This is a genomic window from Clostridium hydrogeniformans DSM 21757 (assembly GCF_000686705.1).
GTDB classification, from domain to species: Bacteria; Bacillota; Clostridia; order Clostridiales; family Clostridiaceae; genus Clostridium_Z; species Clostridium_Z hydrogeniformans.
Window position 1 is genome coordinate 80,435 of record NZ_JMLJ01000014.1, and the last position, 19,613, is coordinate 100,047.

General features: G+C 30.6%; 15 protein-coding genes. 12 read left to right on the forward strand and 3 right to left on the reverse strand.

Translation table 11 applies throughout. The annotated features are described in order from the left end of the window. Positions 1-13 precede the first annotated feature (13 nt). The 8 genes from BR69_RS0109235 (at position 14) to BR69_RS0109270 (ending at position 8,685) form a co-directional block, all read left to right on the forward strand. Positions 14-1,033 (forward strand): ABC transporter ATP-binding protein, encoded by a 1,020-nt coding sequence (locus BR69_RS0109235; protein ID WP_027632943.1) that lies wholly within the window; start codon positions 14-16, stop codon positions 1,031-1,033. Continuing rightward, the gene (locus tag BR69_RS0109240; RefSeq protein ID WP_027632944.1) at positions 1,033-1,998 is read left to right on the forward strand and encodes an ABC transporter ATP-binding protein; all 966 of its coding nucleotides are present in this window, start codon (positions 1,033-1,035) and stop codon (positions 1,996-1,998) included. The genes BR69_RS0109235 and BR69_RS0109240 overlap by 1 nt, the downstream gene beginning before the upstream one ends. A 94-nt stretch (positions 1,999-2,092) precedes the next feature. Then, the gene (locus tag BR69_RS0109245; RefSeq protein ID WP_027632945.1) at positions 2,093-2,443 is read left to right on the forward strand and encodes a hypothetical protein; all 351 of its coding nucleotides are present in this window, start codon (positions 2,093-2,095) and stop codon (positions 2,441-2,443) included. A 629-nt stretch (positions 2,444-3,072) separates the two neighbouring features. Further along, the gene (locus BR69_RS0109250; protein WP_027632946.1) at positions 3,073-4,641 is read left to right on the forward strand and encodes an ABC transporter substrate-binding protein; all 1,569 of its coding nucleotides are present in this window, start codon (positions 3,073-3,075) and stop codon (positions 4,639-4,641) included. Between the two features lie 64 nt (positions 4,642-4,705). After that, on the forward strand, positions 4,706-5,653 hold the full coding sequence (locus BR69_RS0109255) for an ABC transporter permease (RefSeq protein ID WP_027632947.1): 948 nt from the start codon (positions 4,706-4,708) through the stop codon (positions 5,651-5,653). Positions 5,654-5,655: 2 nt separating this feature from the next. Further along, positions 5,656-6,477, forward strand: coding sequence for an ABC transporter permease (locus BR69_RS0109260; RefSeq protein ID WP_027632948.1), 822 nt, complete (start codon positions 5,656-5,658; stop codon positions 6,475-6,477). A gap of 262 nt (positions 6,478-6,739) precedes the next feature. Continuing rightward, on the forward strand, positions 6,740-7,720 hold the full coding sequence (locus BR69_RS0109265) for an ABC transporter ATP-binding protein (protein WP_027632949.1): 981 nt from the start codon (positions 6,740-6,742) through the stop codon (positions 7,718-7,720). Beyond that, a complete protein-coding gene (locus BR69_RS0109270; RefSeq protein ID WP_027632950.1) occupies positions 7,720-8,685 on the forward strand; it encodes an ABC transporter ATP-binding protein in 966 nt (321 codons plus the stop codon). The genes BR69_RS0109265 and BR69_RS0109270 overlap by 1 nt, the downstream gene beginning before the upstream one ends. A 22-nt stretch (positions 8,686-8,707) precedes the next feature. On the opposite strand, the gene BR69_RS20265 is transcribed toward BR69_RS0109270, so the two are convergent. Both BR69_RS20265 and BR69_RS0109285 read right to left on the reverse strand, forming a co-directional pair. Continuing rightward, positions 8,708-9,067, reverse strand: a complete 360-nt coding sequence (locus BR69_RS20265) for a rhodanese-like domain-containing protein (protein ID WP_034849628.1) — start codon at positions 9,065-9,067, stop codon at positions 8,708-8,710. 515 nt (positions 9,068-9,582) lie between these two features. Continuing rightward, positions 9,583-12,582, reverse strand: a complete 3,000-nt coding sequence (locus tag BR69_RS0109285; protein ID WP_027632951.1) for a vitamin B12-dependent ribonucleotide reductase — start codon at positions 12,580-12,582, stop codon at positions 9,583-9,585. A 371-nt stretch (positions 12,583-12,953) separates the two neighbouring features. Between BR69_RS0109285 and BR69_RS0109290 the strand changes: the two genes are divergently transcribed. The 4 genes from BR69_RS0109290 to BR69_RS0109305 all read left to right on the forward strand — a co-directional run bounded on the left by BR69_RS0109290 (position 12,954) and on the right by BR69_RS0109305 (position 16,013). Continuing rightward, entirely contained in the window at positions 12,954-13,457 is a 504-nt protein-coding gene (locus BR69_RS0109290) for a gamma carbonic anhydrase family protein (RefSeq protein WP_027632952.1), read from the forward strand. A gap of 16 nt (positions 13,458-13,473) precedes the next feature. Further along, positions 13,474-14,316: a CvfB family protein gene (locus BR69_RS0109295; RefSeq protein WP_027632953.1), complete on the forward strand. Its 843-nt coding sequence runs from the start codon at positions 13,474-13,476 to the stop codon at positions 14,314-14,316. A 248-nt stretch (positions 14,317-14,564) separates the two neighbouring features. Next, positions 14,565-15,386: a ComEC/Rec2 family competence protein gene (locus BR69_RS20270; protein ID WP_051623556.1), complete on the forward strand. Its 822-nt coding sequence runs from the start codon at positions 14,565-14,567 to the stop codon at positions 15,384-15,386. A 141-nt stretch (positions 15,387-15,527) separates the two neighbouring features. Beyond that, positions 15,528-16,013, forward strand: a complete 486-nt coding sequence (locus BR69_RS0109305; RefSeq protein WP_027632954.1) for a GAF domain-containing protein — start codon at positions 15,528-15,530, stop codon at positions 16,011-16,013. 456 nt (positions 16,014-16,469) lie between these two features. Here the strand turns inward: BR69_RS0109305 and BR69_RS0109310 are convergent, their stop codons facing one another. Further along, positions 16,470-19,079 (reverse strand): calcium-translocating P-type ATPase, PMCA-type, encoded by a 2,610-nt coding sequence (locus tag BR69_RS0109310; protein WP_027632955.1) that lies wholly within the window; start codon positions 19,077-19,079, stop codon positions 16,470-16,472. Positions 19,080-19,613 lie beyond the last annotated feature (534 nt).

The following is a 19,613-nucleotide window of genomic DNA, read 5'->3' on the forward strand; positions in this document are numbered from 1 at the left end:
GAGGAGGAAAACTATGGAAAATCTATTAGAAGTTAAAAATTTAGAGGTTTCATTTAAAACTTATGCTGGGGAAGTAAAAGCAGTTAGAGGAATTTCTTTTGATGTGAAAAAAGGGGAATGTGTTGCCATAGTTGGAGAGTCTGGATGTGGTAAAACTGTTACATCTAAATCTATTATGGGACTTATACAAACACCTCCGGGTATAATAAAAGAAGGTAGTGAAATTTTATATAATGGAAAGGATATTCTAGAGTTTTCAGAGAAGGAATGGCAAGCTTATAGAGGCGGAGAATGTAGTATGATATTCCAGGATGCCTTAACAGCTTTAAATCCAACTATGAAAATAGGAATGCAAATAGCTGAGAATTTAATGATTCATAGAGGAATGAGTAAATCAGAGGCATTAGAAGAAGCAGTAAAAATGCTTACCCTGGTTGGTATACCAAACGCAGATAAAAGAATAAATCAATATCCTCATGAATTTTCAGGTGGTATGAGACAAAGAGCCATGATAGCTATAGCTCTTGCTTGTAATCCTAATATGTTAATAGCAGATGAACCTACTACAGCATTAGATGTTACAATACAAGCTCAGATAATAGATCTTATAAAAAATCTTCAGGAAAAGTTAGGAACTGCTGTAGTTCTTATAACTCATGACCTTGGAGTTGTTGCAGATTTATCTGATAGAATAGTTGTTATGTATGCAGGTAAGGTTGTAGAAAGAGGAAATTGTAATGATATATTCTATAGTCCTAAACATCCATATACATGGGCATTATTAAGAGCTGTACCAAGATTAGATTTAGGTAATAAAGAGAACCTTGTATCCATTCAAGGAACTCCACCAGACCTTATTGCTCCTCCTAAAGGATGTGGATTTGCTATGAGATGTACAAAATGTATGAAAATATGTCATGAACAGGAACCGCCTGTTTACGATTTTGAAGGTGAGCACAGTACAGCATGTTGGCTTTATCACCCAATGGCTCCAAAGGTGGATTTACCTTATGCAATTGGAGGTGAAGAATAATGTCAGATAACAAAAAAATAATAATGGAGGTTTCTAATTTAAAGAAACACTTTAATGTAGGTAAAAATGCTGTTCTTAAAGCAGTAGATGATGTATCATTTATAATAAGAGAGGGAGAAACTCTTGGTCTTGTTGGAGAATCAGGATGTGGAAAAACCACATGTGGTAGAACTGCTATAGGAATGTATAACAAAACTGAAGGACAGGTTTTATATAAGGGAAAAGATGTTCATAGTTTGAAGGGAAAAGAAAAGAAAGCCTTTTCTAAGGAAGTTCAAATAATATTCCAAGACCCTTATGCCTCCTTAAATCCAAGAATGACTGTTTCTGATATAATAGCAGAAGGTATAGATATCCATGGACTCGTAGCAAATTCTAAGGAAAGAATTGAAAAAGTAAATGAACTTTTATCCTTAGTTGGATTAAATAAAGAGCATGCTAGTAGATTTGTTCATGAATTTTCAGGAGGACAAAGGCAAAGAATAGGTATAGCAAGAGCCTTGGCAGTAGAACCTAATTTTATAATGTGTGATGAGCCTATTTCTGCTCTTGACGTGTCTATACAGGCTCAAGTAGTTAATCTTTTAATAAAACTACAAAGAGAAATGGGACTTACCTATCTTTTTATAGCTCATGACCTTTCAATGGTTAAGCATATATCTGATAGGGTTGCAGTTATGTATCTTGGAACTATGGCTGAACTTACAACCAGTGGAGAGCTTTATAAAAATCCGCTTCATCCATATACCCAGGCATTACTTTCAGCTATTCCAATACCTGATCCTAAGATAGAAAGAACAAGGAAGAGGATAATGCTTGAAGGAGATGTACCAAGCCCAATAAATCCTCCAGAAGGCTGTAGATTTAGAGGAAGATGTAAATATGCAAAGGATATTTGTAAGGAACAAAGGCCAATTCTTAAGGAAGTTGCCCCAGGACATTTTGTAGCTTGCCACTTATATTAATCATGTAAGGTATATTAAAGGTTTAGATGATTAATATTTAAAAATTAGGAGTAAGTTTATTTAAAGTTTACTTTAGAACAAAGGAGAGAAAATTATGAATAAGTCCTTATATATTATAAAAGATATAACTAAATCGATTTTAGCAGGAGTAATAATTTCTTTAGCTCTAATAGTTTTGTCAGGATTAATATCTATGATAATTAAAAAAGGTGATATAAAATCTGTACTTCAAATTATTAAAGGAACTTTATTCATAATAGGGTCCTTAGGACTTATAGTATCTTCAGGATTTATATTAAAAAAGGAATCAAGGAGACCATTAGATAATAAGGATTCATGGAAAGAACAGTTTAAAGTTCTATCCTTTGTAAAAGTATTTCTTATAATAGGGGTAATAATCTTATTATTTGGCAATATAATAGATGTAATAATATTCTACTTGTAAGATATTAGAGGTTGCTATATGCAACCTCTAATTTTTTATATAAACTTATGCTAAAAGTTATAGGGTTTTTGATTCAAAACTTATCTTATGCATTACTTAAGATCTAATGTTTTAAAGGATTTAAGTGCATATATAAGTTAAGATTCATATATATAGTTTTATGTTAAACCTTAAGTTAAACATAGATTAAAGAAAGGATATCATAAAGTGAAATTCATAATTATAACTTAAAAAATTAGCTATAAATCCTATGTATGTCTCTAACATAAAACCTTAGTTCCTTACTAAAAATCTTATAGGGTTTTAAGATAAGTCCTTTACTTATTCATTAAAAATATACCTTATTTATCTTACTTTAGGAATATGTATAAATTAATTTTAAAACTTAAAACCTTATATTGATTTATAATTTACTTAAATTCTTAAGTAAAGTAAATTACTATTAATACAATATGCATGGTGGGTGATTTTTATACTGTTAAGATTTACGTGTAAAAATTACTATGTATATACAGTTATTTTGTTTTTCTATAGGATAATATGTAGTTATTTGTATTTTCTATTATGATATAAGTATGAGTTCATGGTAAAATTGAAAGAAAAATATATATGCTTAAGGGGGCTAAACCATGAAAGGTAAAAAACTCCTATCTTTATTACTAGCAGCATCTTTGGTGACCTTAGTTGCTTGTGGAGGTAAAGATAAGGTAGAAAAAAGTGGTTCAAAAATTAAAGAAGGAGGAACTATAGTATTTGCAGCAGGTGGGGATCCAAGAGTTCTTAATCCTATGTATGGTAATGATAGAGTTACTATGACTATAAATAATGCATTATATTCTCCTTTATTTATTAAAGAAGATGGAAAATTTAAGTATTATTTAGGGGAGAATCTTGACATATCTAAAGACTTTTTAACATATACACTAAAGCTTAAAAAAGACTTAAAATGGCATGATGGAAAACCTATAACTTCAGATGATATAGTATTTACCCTAGATAAAATAATGGATAAGAGTCAGAACTCCCTTTTAAGAGGAAGTTTTGTAATAGATGGAACACCAGTAGAATATAAAAAAGTTGATGATTTAACTGTGGAATTTAAGCTTCCAAAGGTTTCAATGTCCTTTGATAGCTCTTTAGCAGGATTTTCACCTATTCCAAAACACATATTTGAGGGAGAAACTGATATAGCAAAGAGTAAGAAAAATGAATCTCCAATAGGTAGTGGTCCTTATAAATTTGAAGGAGCTAAGAAGGGAGAAAGCGTTACCTTAGCTAAAAATACTGATTATTTTGATGAAAAGCCACATATAGATAAGGTGGTTTACAGAGTACTTGCTGATGCTAACTCTTCAAATTCAGCATTATTAAATGGAGAGATTTCAGCTAAGTATCTAGAGCCAAAAGATGTAGATAAATTTAAAGAGAAGACAAATGTGGTAACCTTTAATGAAGGTATGGTTAATAATCTTATAATGAACTTTAATAATGATTTATTAAAGAAAAAAGAAGTAAGACAAGCTATAGCTTATGCCTTAGATAAAAATGAAATAATAAAGGGTGGATATTTATCTACTGAATTTGCAGAACCAGCATATTCAGCTATTGCACCAACTACTCAATATTATAGTAGCGATGTAGAAAAATATGATTTCAATTTAGACAAGGCTAAGGAGCTTATGAATAAAGCTGGAGTTAAGGAAGGAAAGTTAAAACTTGCCTTTATAAATGGAAAGAAGGATCAAGAAGCAGAAGCTTTAATAATGCAGCAGAAGCTTAAGGAAATAGGATTAGAAATAGAGTTTGTTCCTATGGAAAGAAACGCTTTCTATAAGCTTTTTGATAACCCTAAGGAGAATAAAACCTTTGATTTAGGATTTAATGGATATGTAATGGGGAATGATTCTAATGCTTATAAGTCTATCTTTAAGTCAGAGGATTCTAATAATATGTCAAACTATGTAAACAAGGAATTAGATGAGCTTTGGGAAAAGGCCAATGTGGAAACAGATGAAGTTAAGAGAGAGGCCTTATATAAAGATATTCAAAAGATAGTATCAGATGAGTTACCTATATATCCAATAGCTTATCCTAAGTCAGTAGTAGCTATAGATAAGAAAATAGGTGGAATAGAAGAGGCAAAACCTGCACCAATATTTATGTTTAGAGATTTATCAAAACTTTATTTCACAGAGTAAAATAAAGGAAGGAGCTTCTTTTAAGAGGCTCCTTCCTTTTAAATTATTATAAGGAGTAAATTATATGGGAAAGTATATTTTTAAAAGAATAGTTCAAACCATACCTATGCTTATAATTATATCCATAATATCTTTTGCCATAATAAAAATGGCACCAGGAGATCCAGTAAGATCATATGTAACTCCTGACATGAAAGCTGAGGATATAGAAAGGGTAAGAGAAAACCTTGGACTTAATAAACCGGTACATATACAGTATCTATCATGGCTTAAGAAAACAGTAAAAGGGGATTTTGGATATTCTCTTATAAACTATAGACCGGTAGCAAAGGAAATAAGTGAAAGAGTACCTGCTACATTACTTTTAATGGGAGCCTCACTATTTCTTGCCTTAATTCTTGGAATTACTTTTGGACTTATAAGTGCATTTTATCATAATAAGATAATTGATAAGGTAATATCTATAATAACATATATAGGAATATCCATACCTTCATTTTGGTTTGCAATGGTACTTATAGTAGTATTTTCAGTGAAACTAAATTTACTTCCAAGTGTTGGTATGCATAGTGTAGGAGAAGATTCTTTCTTAGATGTGTTAAAACATACTATAATGCCAACCTTGGTATTAAGTTTCTATAATACCTCTGTTATATCAAGATATCTTAGAAGTAGTACCATAAAAGAAATGAAAGAGGATTATGTAAGAACAGCTAAAGGAAAAGGTCTTTCTTCAAGAGTAATATTTTTAAAACATATTTTAAGAAATTCAATGTTACCTATAATAACTATATTAGGAATGTCTCTTCCAGATTTAGTTACTGGCGCCTTTATTACAGAAACCATTTTTGGATGGCCTGGTATGGGAAGGCTTGGTATACAAGCTATTTTCAGCTTTGATTATCCTATAATAATGGCAATAACTATGATTTCTTCACTACTTCTTATAGTAGGTAACTTAATATCAGATATTTTATATGGAATAGTAGATCCTAGAATTAAGGTGGTGTAATAATGGGAAGTAAAGTATTTAAAGCATTAAAAAAGGACAAACTTTCAATGATGAGCTTAGGTATAATTATAGTGCTTTGTGTAATGAGTTTATTTGCATTTTTATCTCCCTATGATCCTAATTCTATAGACATAGGTAATAAGCTTCAACCTCCAAGCTTAAAGCATATTTTTGGTACAGATGATATGGGACGTGATTACTTTACAAGAGCTTTATATGGAGGAAGAGTTTCCCTTATGGTTGGATTTTCTTCAATGATAATTTCTAGTGTTCTTGGAACTTTAATTGGAGCTATTAGTGGATATGTAGGAGGAGTAGTTGATAGCTTATTTATGAGAACCATAGATGTTCTTATGAGTATACCTAGCTTCTTTTTAATCCTTACATTAAATGTATATTTAAAACCAGGTATAAGTACCATAATTGTAATAATCGCCATATTTAGTTGGATGGGGATAGCACGTATTATAAGGGGGGAAACCTTATCTATAAAGGAAAGGGAATATGTAACCTGTGCCATAGCCCAGGGGATAAAACCTAAAAACATTATTATAAGACATATAATACCTAATGTACTTCCAAGTGTAATTGTTGCATCTAGTATAAATGTAGCAGGAGCTATACTTATGGAATCATCATTAAGTTTTTTAGGTTTAGGAATACAAGCCCCTAGCGCATCTTGGGGAAGTATGCTTCAAAATGCTCAAGGATATATGATGGACATACCTTCCTTAGCTATATTTCCGGGACTCTTAATTTTACTTACAGTTTTAAGTTTTAATATTTTAGGAGATATGCTTAGGGATGTATTACAAGGAAAATAAGTAATATAGAAGTTTGTATATTTTTATTTAGGAATATAATTTACTTAGAATAAAAACATATTTAGTAAAGCAGATATGTATAAAACATATGGTTAAAGGGTTAGTATTTTTTTAAATGAAATTTAATTTAGTAAATAACTTATTTAAGATAAATTGAAAATGAACTATTTTTTATACTTTAATTAATGATGATAGAGATAGTAAAATTGTAAAGTCATAGGATAAATTGAACTAACGTTATAATGAAAAGGTAGGAAGTTTTATGAAAAAAACACTTGTAGAATTTAAGAATTTAAAAACTTATTTCTATACAGAAGAAGGGGTTGTAAAAGCTGTAGATGATGTAAGTTTTAAGATAAACCAAGGAGAAACTATTGGAATAGTAGGGGAATCAGGATGTGGTAAGTCCGTAACAGCTATGTCTCTTATGAGACTTATTCCAAATCCACCTGGAAAAATAGTAGGTGGAGATATAATATTTGAAAATGAAAGCCTTCTTTCTTTAAGTGAAGAAAAAATGAGAGAAATAAGAGGAAATAAAATATCTGTTATATTTCAGGAGCCTATGACATCATTAAATCCAGTTTATACTGTTGGATATCAGATAAGTGAAGCTATAATACTTCATCAAAAGTTATCTAAGGCAGAGGCAAGAAATAAGGCTATAGAAATGATAAAGTTGGTTGGAATACCTAGATCAGAAGAGATTGTAGATGCCTATCCTCATGAATTATCCGGGGGAATGAGACAAAGGATAATGATTGCTATGGCTCTTTCTTGCAATCCTAAACTTTTAGTTGCAGATGAGCCTACTACAGCATTAGATGTAACTATACAAGCACAAATATTAGATCTTATGAGAAGTTTAAAGGAAGAGTTTAATACATCCATAATGCTTATAACTCATGATCTTGGGGTAGTAGCAGAAATGTGTGATCATGTTGTTGTTATGTATGCTGGTAAAATAGTTGAGGAAGGAGAGGTTAAAGAACTTTTTAAAAATCCTCTTCACCCTTACACTAAAGGACTTTTAAATTCTAAGCCTTCACTAACTGGTAAAAATAATAATAAACTATACTCTATACCAGGACAGGTTCCAAATCCAGTTAACATGCCAAATCACTGTTATTTTTATGATAGGTGTGAATATGCTAGTGAGGAATGTAAAAAAGGAATACCTAACCTTAAAAATATTAAAGAAGATCATAGGGTGGCTTGTATCCTTTATAAGGAGGAACAATAATGGCAGAAGAATTATTAAAGGTTGAGAATTTAAAAAAGTATTTTCCTATAAAGTCTGGACTACTTCAAAAAACCACAGGAAATGTAAAGGCAGTAGATGATATATCCTTTATAATAAATAAAGGGGAGACCTTTGGACTGGTTGGAGAATCAGGATGTGGTAAGTCAACTACAGGAAGAACCATTCTAAGACTTCATGAAAAAACAGAAGGAAATGTAGAGTTTAAAGGAATAAAAATTCATGATCTTAAAAGGGAAGAACTAAGAAAATTAAGACCGAAGATGCAGATGATTTTCCAAGATCCTTATAGTTCCCTTAATCCGAGAATGACTGTTGGGCAAATTATTGGAGAAGCATTAATAGAACATAAACTTGTCTCTAAATTAGATGCAAAAGATAAGGTTTTAGAGGTTATGGATCTTTGTGGACTTGCACCCTATCATATAAAAAGATATCCTCATGAATTTTCAGGAGGACAAAGACAGAGAATAGGCATTGCAAGGGCTTTAGCATTAAATCCAGAGTTTATAGTTGCAGATGAGCCAGTTTCAGCTCTAGATGTATCTATACAATCTCAAATAATAAATCTTTTAATAGAATCTCAAGAGAAGTATGAATTATCTTATTTATTTATCTCTCATGATTTGAGTGTTGTAAAGCATATATGCCATAAGGTAGGAGTTATGTATCTTGGATCCTTAATAGAGTTTGCGGATAAGGATGGCTTGTATAAAAATCCACTTCATCCTTATACTAAGGCATTGCTTTCAGCAGTACCTATACCAGACCCAACAATAAAAAGAGAGAGGATAATATTAAAAGGTGATATTCCATCTCCTGCAAATCCACCTAAGGGATGTAAATTCCATACTAGGTGTCCTTATGCAAAACCTATATGTAGGGAAGCAGTACCAATCTATAAAAAAGTAGATAGTAATCATTATGTGGCTTGCCATCTTTATTAAAATAAGCTATGGAGCAAAGTGTTTATTTTGCTCCATAGCTTATTTCATGTTTCCAATCCTTTAAGCCTTTAGATATATGATAGATATTAGAAAATCCATTAGAAGATAGGATATTCACTGCAATAAGACTACGACTCCCAGAAGCACAATGAACAATTATAGGCATATCTTTGAAGCTATAAAGGGAATCTAAGTTATTCATAAGAGATCTTACTTCAATATTTAAGGCATTTGGTATATGGCCATGAATATACTCATCTTTAGTTCTAACATCTAGTATAATAGCCTTTTGGTTAGTTTTTAATAGGTCAAATGCTTCTTCACCTGTTACATTTTTTACATTTTTGTTTTTAAGATTATTTATTAAATTATAAGGTATCATTTAAGATATCCTCCTTAAAAGTATAATATATAATATGTGTAATTATAAGTTATGTATACTAAATATATAGGATTTTACATTTTACATGGAAATCTTTAATTATAATAGAAGATATTAAAATCGTAGGAATATATGAATAAAAAAGGATTTAATAGAAATCCATATTTATAATCTATTGAATAAAATAAATTATATGGTGAAACGTGTATTAAATTTTAACTTAATATTAGAAGCTTAAATTGAAAATATAATATAAAGATAACATTAAAGGAGGGTTATGAAAATGGATAAGTATTTTACAGCATATACATATATAGCACATAAGGATAAAGTGTTATTGCATTTACATAAAAGGCATAAAATAATTCTACCTGTAGGGGACATATTAAAAATCATGTAAAAAGACACTATTTATAAATTTAAAATAAATAGTGTCTTTCTTATTTAATTGATAATTAATGAGTAAAGCTTAAATTTATAATTATAATTATCTAAATATTATCCTAAGATAAATTTTATGAACATCCAGTAGTAGATCCACAATCTAGACAAACCATACAGGTACCGTTTCTAACCATTCTTGTAGAAGAACAGGTAGAGCATGTGCTACCATAAACTCTTTCACCTTCATGGCTTTCTTTTTCTTCTATTTTGTCAGTGGTTACTGCTGTTTGAGCTTTTAATAAATCTGGAGCTTCAGTAATAGCTACTTGAACTTCAGGTTTAACTTGGCATCTTGAGAAATCTCCAAGCTCTATATCTATTATCTTACTTATTAAATCAGATATAGAGGAAACATACTTAATGTAAGGATGTTTTTGAACAAAGCCATAAGGTTCATATTTTTGTCCTCTAAGCATTTTAGATATATCCTCTGATGGTACATGATACTGAAGCATAACAGATATAGACTTTGATAATGAATTTAGAAGACCTGTAATTATTGTACCTTCTCTATCTGTTGTAATATATATTTCACATATTTCACCCTTCTCATTTCTATTAACAGTAGTATAGATTTTAACGTCTTCTATTTGAGCAGGATGAGTAGTTCCATATCTAATTCCTTGAGGCTTTTCACGTCTTGATGTATTTAAGGAAGCCTTCATTTCAGTAGCTTCATTAAGTAAGGCATCATAAGTTAAGTCTTTAAGAGTTACTCCCTTTGAGGAATCAAGAGTGTTATTTAAAGGTTGACTATACTTAGATCCATCTCTATATAAAGATATTCCTTTAACACCTAACTTCCAAGAATCTAAAACTATATCCTTAAAATCTTTAACAGTTGCAGTCTTTGGAAGATTAACTGTTTTTGATATTGCACCAGATATTAAAGGAGTTATAGCTGCCACCATTTTGACATGACCTAGAGGAGCTATATATCTTTCTCCACTTCCACAAACATTTGCTGTATCAAAGATTTTAAGATGTTCAGCATTTAAGTGAGGAGCACCTTCTATCTTACCATCTAGTATCTTTTCATATTCAAAGCCATCAGCCTGAACCTTTTCTTTTCTCATTATATAGTCAAGGATATCCTTTATTTCATTATCCCTATATCCAAGATTTTTTAAGGATAGTTCAATTATAGGATTACTTAAAGTCATGTATCCGCCACCAGATAATTTCTTGTATACTATATGGCTAAAGAATGGTTCAATAGAAGTTGCAGCACAGTCCATAGCAAAGGAAATAGTTCCTGTTGGAGCTATAACAGATACTTGAGCATTTCTAAATCCATGATTTTCTCCACCTTCTATGGCTAAAGACCAAACTTTCTTTAGAGTATCACTTAAGTCCTTAGAGTTTAATAATCTAAGTCTTTCATGATTAACCTTTAATGGAGTATAATTTAAATCTTCAAAGGATGAGTTGATAGAACCGGCAACTCTTCCATGATTTCTTATAACCTTTAACATATGATCTTTATTTATATTAAACTTTTCAAAGGTTCCAACTTCCTTAGCCATTAGGGAAGAAATATAGTAAGAGTAACCAGTAAGAGTACCTATTAATGCGGAGGCAAGAGTTCTTGCTTCCTCTGAATCATAAGGAAGTCCCATAGCCATAAATAAAGAAGCTATATTAGCAATTCCAAGTCCAGTAGTCCTAAATAGATGAGTTCTTCTTGCTATATCTTCTGTTGGAAATTGACCGAAGGTTATTGAAGCTTCTAGAAGAAGTTGATTTAAAGCAATTATATGAAGATATCCTTCAAGATCAAAAGTTTTCTTTTCATCATCATAGAATTTATATATATTTATAGAACTTAAGTTACAAGAAGTATTATCAAGGAAAGCATATTCGCCGCAAGGGTTTGTAGAGTTAAGTCTATTATATGTAGCTCCTACATTGCCATCCTCTCCGCCAGGACAAGTGTGCCAAGCATTAAATGTATCATTAAATTGTGGTGCAGGGTCTGCACATTTCCAAGCCGCTTCATTGAACATATTCCAAAGGTCATTAACCTTAACTTCTTTGTTAACACTAGAATCAACTCTTCCTTTTAACTCTAGAGTCTCTTCGGAATTATTATTAAGGTTATTAACTTTATTCATAAATTCATCAGAAAGTCTTATGGAGTTATTAGAGTTTTGTCCTGATACTGTAGAATAAGCTTCTCCATCTAAATCAGCGTCATAGCCCATTTTAGCAAGGGCACGAACCTTATCTTCTTCCTTTGCCTTCCAAGTTATAAATTCTTCTACTTCAGGATGATCTATATCAAGACATACCATTTTAGCTGCACGTCTAGTAGTACCACCAGATTTTATGGCTCCTGCATTTCTATCAAAGCCTTTTAAAAAGCTCATAAGTCCAGAAGAAATTCCGCCACCAGATAACTTTTCTCCTTCAGCTCTTAAAGTGGAGAAGTTAGTTCCAGTACCAGAACCTCCTTTAAATAGCTTAGTTTCAGTTATATATTGATCTGATATGGAGTGTTTTCCAAGAAGCTTATCTTCAATAGATACTATAAAGCAAGCAGAAGCTTGAGTTCTTGTGTAAGCATCCTTAGATTCTACTACTTTACCTTGTTTTTCATCATAGTAAAAACTTCCTTGAGGTGAGCCTTTTATGCCGTAACTTAAGGCAAGACCAGTGTTAAACCATTGAGGAGAGTTTGGAGCGTACATTTGATTAAGTAAGGCAAAAACAAGTTCATCATAGAAGATATTTCCTTCTTCTTCAGTTTTTATAAGTTTTTCCTCTACTAAAGCTTCACGCCAGAAATTAACCATTCTATGGGCAACTTGTTTCATACTTGTTTCATACCCATTGCTATGTGGAACTCCAGCTTTCCTAAAGTATTTAGATGCTATTATGTCACAAGCATTTTGAGAGTAGTGAACAGGAAACTCCAAATCCTTCATATCTGTGAGTACTTTTCCGCTTTTATGATCCTTTATAAGTACATCTATCTTTTTCCATTTAAATAAGTCATAGACTGTTTTCTTTTTATTATTTTCTAATTCCTTTGTGTAATACCTTTTAAATACGTCTTTTATGGACTTCATTATAGTAAAGCACCCCCGATAATTTATAATTAATTTGTGTTTATTTTCCTCATAAACCATAAAATGAAACAATATATAGTGGTTTTATTAAAATGAAACACTATATATTGTTTAGAACAATGTATATTATACTTTATAGGTGTAGATTAAGCAACGAACTTTAGCTTCAAATAATTAACTTATAATACCTTAAAATTAAAAAATCTTTTAATAGCTAATTTTTTCATAGATATGTAAGAGTTTCTTCAATTGGTTCTTTATTATTTTATCCAAAATCTAAAATTATATTAAAAGAAACTAAGGTATTATTATCACATTCTATGTGGTAATATATATAATAGTATTTAAAGTTATACTAAGGAGTGAGTAGTTTGATATTAAAATTCCAAGGGAAAGAACCTAATATACATAAGAGTTGTTTTGTAGCACCTAGTGCAGATATAATAGGAGAGGTTACTCTTAATGAAAATGTAAACGTGTGGTTTGGAACAGTTATAAGAGCTGATGGAAATGCTATAAGAATTGGAAAAAATACAAATATACAAGATAATTCTGTAATTCATATTGCAGGAGAAAATATAGATACAGAAATAGGAGATAATGTAACCATAGGGCATAGAGCAATAGTTCATGGATGTACAGTTGGAGATAACTGCCTTATAGGTATGGGAGCTATTATATTAAACAGAGCAGAGATAGGAGAGAATACAATAATAGGGGCAGGATCTTTAGTAACAGAAGGAAAGAAAATACCATCTGGTGTACTATGTTTAGGATCTCCAGCAAAGGTTGTACGTGAACTTACAAAAGAGGAAATAGAAAATTTAAAACACCATGCCCAATTGTATGTAGAACTTTCAAACAACTATAAATAATATTTAGGAGGAAAAAATGATTAAATTAGGACAATTTAATAAATTAAAAGTAGTTAGAATAGCTGAATTTGGATATTATCTTAGTGGGGATACTGAGAGTACTAGTGATGATATACTTCTTCCAATAAGGAGTGCCTTAGGAAAAGAATTTAATGTAGATGATGAGGTAGAAGCTTTTATATATAGGGACTCAAAGGATAGGTTAATAGCTACATTAAAAACTCCTCTTGCAACAGTAGGAGAGTTAGCATATTTAAAGGTTGTATCCACTGGGGATTTTGGTGCCTTTGTAGATTTTGGATTAGAGCGTGATATATTAGTTCCTTTTAAAGAGCAAAGATACACCCTTGAAAAAGGATACAGTTACCTTTTATATATTTATGTAGATAAAAGTGGAAGACTAGCTGCCACTACAAATATTGAATCCTTCCTAGAAGAGAATAATGACTATGCTATTGGAGAAGAAACTTATGGTATAGTATATGAGGTTCAAAAATGTGGAAACCTATTAGTTGCAGTAGAAGGAAAATATAAAGGAATAGTTCTAAAAAGTGAGTACTATAACTATGTACATATTGGGGAAGAATTAAAACTTACAGTTAAGAAGTTTTATGAGGATGAAAGAATTGGACTTACTACAAGAGGAAGAAAATTAGAGGAAAGAGATATAATACAAGAGAGAATACTAAATTATCTAAGAGATAATGGTGGACATATGGAGTTTAATGATAAGTCTTCCTCAGATGATATTAGAAAAACTTTTAATACCTCCAAGAATTATTTTAAAATAGCTTTAGGTGGACTTATGAAGAAGAAATTAATAACTCAAGATGACAATGGAACTACTCTTAAAAAATAAGACATGGTAAAATGAAGCTTTTAGAAGTTTATGCTAAAAAATCAAGCCGTTTTACAATTTACTTATAATAAAAAAATAATATAAAAAGCACTAGAGATTTTAAAGTCTTTAGTGCTTTTGTATGTTTAGCATAATTAATGTTTTCTATATAGAAGAAATTTATTAATAAGATAGTTTAAGGATATTATATGTATTTTATTAGAATAATAAGAAATGTAAATATCTATAGTATAAATAAGGAGGCACATATGAAAAGATTCATATTTTTATTAACTTTTTTCATATGTACTATTATAGGTACATATGAAGTTTTGGCTTTTGAGAGAGTTCATATATTAAATACTAAACAAAGTGATTGTATCTTAGTAGAGGGAGAGGAGGGGGCTTTTTTAATAGACTGTGGATGGGAAAGTCATGAAGGATATATAAAAGATTATTTAGTTAATAAGGGCATAAAGAAACTTGATTTTATAATCTTAACTCACTATCATGATGACCATAGAGGGGGAATAAAGTCTTTATGTAAGGAATTTCATGTAGATAAGGTATATATGTCACCACATAAGAATTTATATAGAGATGACTTACATGAATATTTTACACATAACAATGTAGGGGTGGATTATATAAAGGCAGGGTGGACACTAAATTCTAAGGATATGTCTTTAAGAGCCATAGGACCTGTAAAAGTAGATAAGAAAATAGAAAATAATAATTCTATAGCAATTTCTGCTAATATAGATGGAATCAAGTATTTATTTATGGGAGATGCAGAAAAAGAAGAAGAAGAAGATATGGTTAAAAATAATTTAGTTCCTAATTGTGATGTATTAAAGGTAGCCCACCATGGGTTAAATACAAGTTCTATAGAAAAATTCTTAGAAAAGGCAAAGCCTCAAATTTCAATAATAACTACTGATGGAGAAGAAAGTCCAGAAAAGGAAATTATTCATAGATTAAATAAAATAAATAGTAAAATTTTTATGACTCATAAGAATGAGGATATAATAATAGGTAGAAATAAGAACACAAAAGAGTTTGAAATATTAGTAAATCCTATGGTAGAATAATTTTATCTAATAGGTGTTATCATGATTAATATTGGTTTTTGGTATAATAAAACTAATATTAATAGAGAGGTTTATAAGAAATTTTAACACTTAGCTTTGAAGATATAAGGATAAATTTATATAAAAAATAGGGGGAGAAACATGGTTAATTTGCAAGGAATTAAGAATTTTACTAAAGAAGAGAAACTAAAGTATATGGTTATTCTTGCTGAAGGACAATTAAGCTCTGAAAAGAATTTCATCTCAAATCTTTCAAATTTATCTTCCATAATAAATGCTTGTATAGAGGACTGTAACTGGGTTGGGTTTTATTTAATGGAGGATGGGGAACTTGTTGTTGGACCATTTCAGGGACTCCCAGCTTGTAATAGAATACAAATAGGGAAGGGAGTCTGTGGAACATCTGTATTAGAGGATAAGGTTATAAGAGTTGAAGATGTTCATAATTTTGCTGGTCACATAGCTTGTGATTCAGCATCTAGATCCGAAATAGTTATACCTATTAAAAGTCATGGAAAAACTATAGGAGTCTTAGATATTGATAGCCCAAGTATAGGAAGATTTTCTGAAATTGAGGAGAACTACCTTTTAAAGGTTGTAGAAAAAATAGAAAAATATATAGATTAATATAATATACTATACTAGTTAAGAAGACATAAGTTTTATAAATCATAGGGTTAGTTAATAAAACTATGATTTATTATGAAAGTATTTAAACAACTTACATTTCATTGATTAATGACTAAATAAGTTTCAAAGGAATCTAATGTAGTTTTAATATTACAACTTATATATATTAATCTTATATATCCTAATTAAATAAAGATTATTGAACTATATTATAAAAGGAAAAGATAAAACACTATTTGGTTTAGTAAAGTACAATAGACCAAATAGTGTTTTTATTTATCTTATACTTTAGTATATAAAGAATAATACAGTATAAGGTGCATTTATCTTATGGCTATGAACTTTTAACAACCTATCCGTATGCACAGTGGGGAGAATAGTTGCTGAGCCAATAGATTAACCCATCTAACCTTTAGGTGGTGGAAAGAACACCACCTGAAGGAAGATGCGGATTTATTTATTTTTAGCTCTTATGAAAATTTTAATTATTTCGTTAGCTACAAGTGGAACTATAGATAGTAAGCTAACAGTAAGCCAATCATTTAGTGTTAAGTCATAAACACCAAAGGTATTAGCTAAAAATGGAACAGTTATTATAATATCTTGAAGGAAGATACCAAAAACTATGGACAAGATAAGGAATTTATTTGAGAATAATCCAACTGTAAATATAGATTTTCTGTCATGTCTCATATTTAAAGAATGAATTAGTTGAGACACACTTAAAACCACAAAAGCCATAGTTTGAGCATGAGTTACATTATCATATTTATTAAGTCCTATTCTAAAGGCAATAAGTGTTAGTATTCCAATTAAAGCTCCATTAAAGATAAGAGAAAGTCCACCCTTTTTAAGGATATTCTCCTTAGGATCTCTTGGGTGGTAATTCATAACATCACTATCACCAGGATCTATACCTAAGGATAAAGCAGGAAGTGTATCTGTTATTAAATTCACCCATAGTATATGAATAGGCTTTAAAGGGGTAGCCCAATTTAAAAGTATAGCTACAAATAAGGCAACTATTTCTCCAAGATTACAAGAGAGTAAAAACATTACAGACTTTTTAATATTATTAAAAATATTTCTTCCCTCTTCTATGGCTGATATTATAGTAGAAAAGTTATCATCAGTTAAAACCATATCAGCAGCACCTTTTGCTACATCAGTACCAGTTATACCCATGGCAACACCAATATCAGCAGCTTTTAGAGAAGGGGCATCATTAACTCCATCTCCAGTCATTGAAACTATATTTCCATTAGCTTTGAAAGCTTTAACTATTTTAACCTTATGCTCAGGGGATACTCTAGCAAAAACCTTTAAAGAAGATATTTTATTTTTTAATTCTTCCTCAGAGAAGTTATCTAAATCAGCTCCAGACATACATTGATCTAAATCACTTGCAATACCAAGTTCTTTAGCTATAGCAAAGGCTGTATTTTTATGATCTCCTGTTATCATTACAGTGCTTATACCAGCTTTCTTGCAAAGGGATATGGAGTCTTTAACCTCAAGTCTTGGAGGATCTATCATTCCAACCATACCAATTAGAATTAAGTCTTTTTCTAAATCTTCTAAATTAACATTATGAGATTCTATATCTTTAAAGGCAGCTCCTAAAACCCTTAAAGCATCATTGGACATCTGGTTGGAGGAAGCCATAATAGTGTTTTTTAACTCTTCAGTAAGAGGGAGGATTTCTCCATTCACATAAACAGCCTTTGAAATTTTTAATATATTATCTATGGCACCTTTAGTAAAGACTCTAAAGGATTCATTATATTTATTTACTGTAGTCATAAGTTTTCTATCAGAGTCAAAGGGGATTTCATTAACTCTTTTATTAGAGACTTCTAAATCATCCTTAGATAAATTGAATTTTATACCAGCCTCAAGAAGAGCTATTTCTGTAGGATCCCCTGTGGAGTTGTTACTTGAATAAGTAGCATCATTACAAAGAATTAAGTTTTCAAGAAGTAATTTTTCTGTAGAGTCAGATACATTAAAGTTTTCAATGTTATTTAACTTAGAGTTTGTGTAAAACTTTGTAACTGTCATTTTATTTTGAGTTAAGGTACCTGTTTTATCAGAACATACAATATTTACAGAGCCTAATGTTTCTACTGCAGGTAGCTTTCTAACAATAGCATTTTCCTTAATCATCCTTTGGACGCCCATAGCAAGAACAATAGCAACTACTGCAGGAAGTCCCTCAGGAATTGCAGCTACAGCAAGGCTTATAGAGGTTAAGAGCATTTCAAATAGAGGTCTCTTTTGAAAAAGAGAAATTATAAAAATAATTCCACATATTATTAAGGCACCTAAACCTAATACCTTTCCAAGTTCCTCTAATTTTTTTTGAAGAGGGGTCATTTCATTTTCTTCATTTTCTAGCATTTTTGCAATTTTACCTATTTCAGTTTCCATGGCAGTTGCAACTACAATACCAATACCACGTCCATAGGTGGCAAGGGTAGAGGTGAAGGCCATATTTTTTTGATCTCCTAAAGGAACTTTTTCTTCTACTATAGTATCATTGAATTTGTCAGAGGGTACAGATTCACCAGTTAATGCTGATTCTTCGATTTTTAAATTTGCACTTTGTATTAATCTTAAATCAGCAGGGATATACCTACCAGCATCAAGAACTACTATATCCCCAGGAACTACATCCTCAGAGGAAATTTCTATAGTAACCTTATCCCTTATAACTAAGGCTTTAGGTGATGAAAGTTTTTTTAAAGCTTCAAGGGCCTTTTCAGCTTTAGATTCTTGAGCCACTCCGATTATGGCATTGAGCATTACAACTAAAACTATTATAATTGCTTCGTTAAAGTCTCCCATAATAGCAGATATAACTGCTGCTCCTAAAAGTATATAAATCATTGTATCCTTTAGCTGAGCAAGTAGCATCTGAATTACTGACTTCTTTTTCTTAGTGATTAATTTGTTTTTACCATACTTTTCTAGACGTTTTTTTGCTTCTTCAGAGGTTAAGCCGTTTACAGCATCACTTTGAAAATGACTTATTACCTCGTCAGTGTTTTGGTTAAACCACATACATAATACCTCCCATTGAATTAACATACTTTTTATAACGTTAAACTTAATTCAGGTGGAGCTGTGCCCCAGATGAATTGAAGATGAAACAGTATTTAAGCTTTACAATCTTTATATTGGTCTTTAAAAGTATATATTGGGAATTGTAAAGTTTCTTAATAAACTTATTATTTCCTAATTAAATTTATATATAATATAACTAGACATAAAGGTTTTAGGTCAAGGTGTTAAAATTAAGTAATTAATAATTTTAAATAGGATTTAATTAATATCAATAGATAATAAATATAAGTAGGAGAAAGTTATAAAAAGTTTAGGTTTTAAATCCTATAAAAAGTATTATAAACTTTCAACTATTAGATAAAATAAAGACTTATGCATAATGTATGAGAACACATTATACATAAGTCTTACTATTTAATGCAAAGCCAGATGATAAACATCGGTTGTTGACTATGCAGCAGAGAATCTGCCAGTTACTCCCTTATGTGTTGTAAAAAAATGCTATTTACAATATTATACATGATTTCCTTA

What these genes read in the sequence shown, in the direction of transcription:
- BR69_RS0109255 (WP_027632947.1), top strand. Translation starts at nt 4,706, where the DNA reads ATGGGAAAGTATATTTTTAAAAGAATAGTTCAAACCATACCTATGCTT.
- BR69_RS0109240 (WP_027632944.1), top strand. Translation starts at nt 1,033, where the DNA reads ATGTCAGATAACAAAAAAATAATAATGGAGGTTTCTAATTTAAAGAAA.
- BR69_RS0109245 (WP_027632945.1), top strand. Translation starts at nt 2,093, where the DNA reads ATGAATAAGTCCTTATATATTATAAAAGATATAACTAAATCGATTTTA.
- BR69_RS0109270 (WP_027632950.1), top strand. Translation starts at nt 7,720, where the DNA reads ATGGCAGAAGAATTATTAAAGGTTGAGAATTTAAAAAAGTATTTTCCT.
- BR69_RS0109310 (WP_027632955.1), bottom strand. Translation starts at nt 19,079, where the DNA reads ATGTGGTTTAACCAAAACACTGACGAGGTAATAAGTCATTTTCAAAGT.
- BR69_RS0109260 (WP_027632948.1), top strand. Translation starts at nt 5,656, where the DNA reads ATGGGAAGTAAAGTATTTAAAGCATTAAAAAAGGACAAACTTTCAATG.
- BR69_RS0109235 (WP_027632943.1), top strand. Translation starts at nt 14, where the DNA reads ATGGAAAATCTATTAGAAGTTAAAAATTTAGAGGTTTCATTTAAAACT.
- BR69_RS0109295 (WP_027632953.1), top strand. Translation starts at nt 13,474, where the DNA reads ATGATTAAATTAGGACAATTTAATAAATTAAAAGTAGTTAGAATAGCT.
- BR69_RS0109265 (WP_027632949.1), top strand. Translation starts at nt 6,740, where the DNA reads ATGAAAAAAACACTTGTAGAATTTAAGAATTTAAAAACTTATTTCTAT.
- BR69_RS20270 (WP_051623556.1), top strand. Translation starts at nt 14,565, where the DNA reads ATGAAAAGATTCATATTTTTATTAACTTTTTTCATATGTACTATTATA.
- BR69_RS0109285 (WP_027632951.1), bottom strand. Translation starts at nt 12,582, where the DNA reads ATGAAGTCCATAAAAGACGTATTTAAAAGGTATTACACAAAGGAATTA.
- BR69_RS0109250 (WP_027632946.1), top strand. Translation starts at nt 3,073, where the DNA reads ATGAAAGGTAAAAAACTCCTATCTTTATTACTAGCAGCATCTTTGGTG.
- BR69_RS0109305 (WP_027632954.1), top strand. Translation starts at nt 15,528, where the DNA reads ATGGTTAATTTGCAAGGAATTAAGAATTTTACTAAAGAAGAGAAACTA.
- BR69_RS20265 (WP_034849628.1), bottom strand. Translation starts at nt 9,067, where the DNA reads ATGATACCTTATAATTTAATAAATAATCTTAAAAACAAAAATGTAAAA.